This window comes from Deinococcus humi (assembly GCF_014201875.1).
GTDB classification, from domain to species: domain Bacteria; phylum Deinococcota; class Deinococci; order Deinococcales; family Deinococcaceae; genus Deinococcus; species Deinococcus humi.
Map to the genome: position 1 here is coordinate 1 of NZ_JACHFL010000047.1, position 4503 is coordinate 4503.

A 4503-nucleotide genomic window follows, 5' to 3' on the forward strand; every position below is an offset into this window, starting at 1 on the left:
AGGTTTTCTCAACCTGCACGCTCGAATCACGAACCTTCACCACCCTGCTCGCTCCACCGTCCCTGCTCCCCAGCGCCGTTTTCACCAGGAAAAAGGGTTGTGTTGCCTTAACTGGATCAGGGGGAGGCGAAGACTAGGGGTGACCTGAAGTTCAGGTCACCTCTGCTACGACCTCACGCCAGGTCTGAAAAGCCTGATTCTGATGGCTTCGTCTGGTATGTGCGGGAACCGTGGTGCGGGTGTGTTGGTGAAGGTTGGTCGTTCGGGCATGCAGATTCAGGAACTCTTGGGCGCGCTTCGGTCGTCTGAATCCGAGCTGACTTCGTTCCTGTCGTCGTGTGGGACGGTGAGACTGCTCAACCAAATTGTTGCAACGGGCAGTCGACGCGACCTCCTGGTGCTCCACAGAGTGGAGCACCGGAAGCTCCCGAATCGCCGCACCATAACTTCTCAGCTTGTCGGTATGAAGGGCCTCTGGGACGTTGTATTCCCCTAGCAAACGGGTGAGGAAGGACCTCGCCGCCTTGGTGTCACGCTGCGCCTGAAGAAAGATATCGAGCACCGCCCCATGTTCGTCAACGGCTCTCCAGAGCCAATGGGCCACCCCACCCACCTTCACGCAGACTTCGTCCAGCAACCACCGGGAACCCCGGCGGCCCCTCCCGGTGGCGCAATGCCTCGGCAAGCAGGGGAGCAAACTTGATGCACCACTCGCGGAGGGTTTCGTGGCTCACTTGAATGCCGCGTTCTAAGAGGAGTTCTTGCACATCGCGGTAGCTGAGGGTGAATCGGTGGTACAGCCAGATCGCGTACCCGATGATGCTCATTGGAAAACGGTGGCCGCAGCGGCTTCAGGGCAGTCACAGCCGACTAGCCTATCCCAACAGCTTTAACTTGCCAGAACCACCTCAACTGCTTTGGTAGGGCATGACCCCTGTTGCCGAACAGATCATTACCGTACGCGGTGCGTGGGATGGACACGTCACTGATCCTGAGCGGGTCTTCAGAGGCAAGATCGTTCATTCTGATCTGGCAGAACTCCGCCAAGGCACCACCGCCGAGATCCGTTACGGGCACAGCACCACTCATGCCCAGAATGCTGCAGAGCACGGCACCTACACCCTGACCGCTGGCAGCATACGGGTGCCGTTGATGAGCTTTACCTGTCGTACTGTGGGGACCACTGGTCACCACAGCACGGACGATGCCCAGGATGCCGATTGGCAGGCGGTTCCGTTGGGATGAGGCGGCCCGGGCCCACTGGGCCAATGGACAAACGACCAGAACCAATAAAGATCTTTTGGCCGTTTGTTGGTCACAATTTTTGACTGTCATAGGTTCAGATTGGCCCAACCGATCTGCGTGTGTCTTGCGCTGATCATGTGAAACACAAACACATCAGCCCACAAGAGGAACACTCCGGCATTTGGTCTCCCGGTTCTGCGCCGAAGTGGCTAAGCTAGAGCGCAGCCTCCTTCCTTCGGCCCTGGGCCGGACTGAGATGAGGCCACTTTTCAGTTGGCATTATTGGCCCGCTCCAGCCCTGGTCCGGTTCTCCTTCCTCAGACGCCCGGCGATCTCACCCCCGCCGTGATCGTTAATCAACTTGTCCGCAGGCATCAGGCCAATCGGATCAGCATCCACCGTATCGTCAAGGGGTGGAACACTTTGCCCTCACCTTGACCTGGCATGGGCAGTCTCGTGGTGACCGAAGGCGTTCAAGAGGGACGTTACGATGCCCCGCTCACCGCCCTCGCCCCGGATCAGGACTTGCTCCTGGAATCCACGCCCGTCGCGTTCCCCGTAGGATGCCGCTTGCTCCCTACGAGCCCATACCGCTCGTCCCCCTGAATGCTCGTGACCCACAGGTCATGAGCATTCAAATCATGGAACGACTGTATACGCTGTCCAGCCACGCGGACGACCCGAGCGATCGTGGTCCGGTGGCGCCCGACGAATCCGCTGGTGGTGGCAAGGCAGTTCCCCATGAACGCATAGTGAACAATGTTGGTGACGGTGTTATGGGAGCACTTCGCGTGCCAGTACGGTGTTGCATTCAACTCACTGAATTCGGTGTTGCACACATAACATTGAGCAGACGGCGTGCATGGAGTCCGTATCGTTTGCGGAGCTTGATGTTGCCCTGCTGTGAACAGTGCACGGCTGGACAGGTGGGAGTTCTGGCAGACCAAACATTGGGGGTTCAACACACACGTCTGGGATAGACCCCGGACGCTCTCATTTCAGTGATGTCGGGTGTGATTCCGACCATCACCCGCGATAAGCACGCCCCGCCAGTACGAGGAACGTTACTGCCCCTGAACGTTGTTCGTGCTGTCCGTGGGCTGGGAGACTTCCCGCACGACCTGACTCACCTTGCCGCTCGTATCCAGGGCCACGTCAGCCTGCGACACCATCCCGCAGCAGCCCCCCTGTTGGTCCACCACGGCGACGCGGCGCACCTGGTTGTCCTCCATGACCTTGCAGCAGTCATCCACGCTGTCTTCCGGGGTGACGGTCACGACGGAGGTGGACATGCAGTCACGCGCGGACATCTGGCTCACATCCTTCCCCTGGGCCACGCCGCGCACGGCAATGTCCCGGTCGGTGATCATCCCGACAGGCTTTTTGCTGGCTTGGTCCTCCACGACGGGAATGCAGCCACAGTCATGCTGTTCCATCATGCGAGCCACTTCCGGCAAGGGTGTGTCGGGCGTGCAGCAGGCAGGGTTGCTGGTCATGACATCTTTCACTTGCATAGGGTCCTCCTGTGTCAGAGACGGGCGAGAGGGCTGAACGTTCAGCGTTGCGGATGAACCCCGGGAACAGGTGACAGAAGAACTGAGGAATACTTCACGAGGTCACTCGGGGATCACGACGTCCCTAGTGGTGGCGTTGAGGCGCAGAACTCCCGCCGCTTTCCCTGCTGGGAGCGCATTAGAAAGGTGTTCTCTGAACGGCTCACTTTGGTGAATCAAGGTCCAAACCAGTTGGACTGTTTCCTAAAATTCTCTGGCCGTTCGGATTCTGAATGTGGTCAAGGGGATTCCAGCATATTCAGCATCCATCTGGATTGCATTGATTCGGCACTACTAAACAATGAGAATATCAAAATCAAAGAGATAAACCTGTATCAAATTGGACCATCATCGAAGCTTCATTAAATCTGAATGTCACCATCTTAAAGCAAAAGACACACTTCGAAATAGAATACTCGCTATAACCCGAGACACAAAACCAGTAGAAAAAGTCATGCCTGGATATCCTGGGCGGTCATTTTCTACATTTCATCCACAGGAGGTCAGAATGACCCGTAACCGTGATGAACGCTATGACTCCCGCAACGACATGGACCGTATGGACCGGGGCCGCGATGATGGACGTTTCTCGTCCATGGGCGACAACCGAGGTATGGACCAGCGGGGCGGGTACGGCGGCATGGACCGGGAGAACTTTGGCCGCGACAACTACGATCGGGGCGGCTCCAGTCAATACGGTGAAGGCTACGGCCAGTCCGGTAGAGGCACGGACCGTGACAGCCAGGGGTACGGCCGTCAGGATGATCGTAGCGGCATGGCTCAGGGCTACCGTGGTGGGAACCAGGGCTACGGTGGGATGAACCGTGACTCTCGCGGCATGGGCGACGCCTACCGCGACAGCCAGGGCACCAGCAATCAGGGCTACGGTGGGGGCTATGACCCGGGCTACAACGATCGGGGCTACAGCGGCATGGCCGGTGGGAGCCGCGACAATCAGCGCTCCGGGAGCATGGGCATGGGCCGTGGCTCTGGAAACATGGGTCAGGGCAGCTACGGCTCTGACGACGATTCCAGCTCTGGTATGCGCCAGGGTGCGTACAGGGATCCCTCACAGGGCACTCCCAGTTATAGCTGGGGCGGCTCCGGCATGGGTGGCTACAGCAGCGGAAGCAATATGGGGTCCGGACCGTCCGGCATGACCAGCCACCGGGGCAAGGGGCCCAAGGGCTACCAACGCAGCGATGAGCGCCTCAAAGAAATGGTCAGCGAGGCCCTAGAGGACGAGCACGGCGTGGACGCCAGCGACATCGAGGTTAAGGTGGAAAACGGCGAGGTGACCCTGACCGGCACGGTGCAGGACCGCTCTCAAAAGCGCCGCGCCGAGGACTGCGCAGAGGGCGTGCGTGGCATCAAGGACGTGCACAACCAGATCCGGGTCCAGCGAAATGACCAGTCAGGTCAGGGCGACGACACCAGCACGATGACCGCGAGCACCACCTCATCCAGCCAGAAGAATAAGGGCCAAGCCAGCACCAGCTGACCGAAGTCCGTCCCCCTCAACACCACCAAGCTGCCTTTGGTCTCCAGCAAACAGAATTGAGCTGGCTGCGGGCGGGATAACTCCATCATCCCGCCCGCTCAACCTTGATCACTATTGATACCGGCATAAGTTGGAATCCATCAGTTGGCGAGGCAGGTCAATGTACCGGACCCGCTGCCAGGCGACCACAAGCTTCGCCTTCAG

The 4503-nt window shown here is 58.8% G+C and carries 3 protein-coding genes and 1 pseudogene; 2 read left to right on the top strand and 2 right to left on the bottom strand.

The annotated features are described in order from the left end of the window. Nucleotides 1–151: 151 nt before the first annotated feature. A pseudogene (locus tag HNQ08_RS26865) lies at nt 152–864 on the bottom strand (IS6 family transposase). 63 nt (nt 865–927) lie between these two features. Between HNQ08_RS26865 and HNQ08_RS26870 the strand changes: the two are divergent. Next, complete coding sequence (locus HNQ08_RS26870) at nt 928–1245, top strand: hypothetical protein (RefSeq protein ID WP_184138510.1); 318 nt, start codon at nt 928–930, stop codon at nt 1243–1245. Between the two features lie 1064 nt (nt 1246–2309). Here the strand turns inward: HNQ08_RS26870 and HNQ08_RS26875 are convergent. After that, nucleotides 2310–2759, bottom strand: a complete 450-nt coding sequence (locus HNQ08_RS26875) for a CBS domain-containing protein (RefSeq protein WP_184138512.1) — start codon at nt 2757–2759, stop codon at nt 2310–2312. 547 nt (nt 2760–3306) lie between these two features. Here HNQ08_RS26875 and HNQ08_RS27795 point away from each other — a divergent pair. Further along, entirely contained in the window at nt 3307–4299 is a 993-nt protein-coding gene (locus HNQ08_RS27795; protein ID WP_184138514.1) for a BON domain-containing protein, read from the top strand. Nucleotides 4300–4503: the final 204 nt, after the last annotated feature.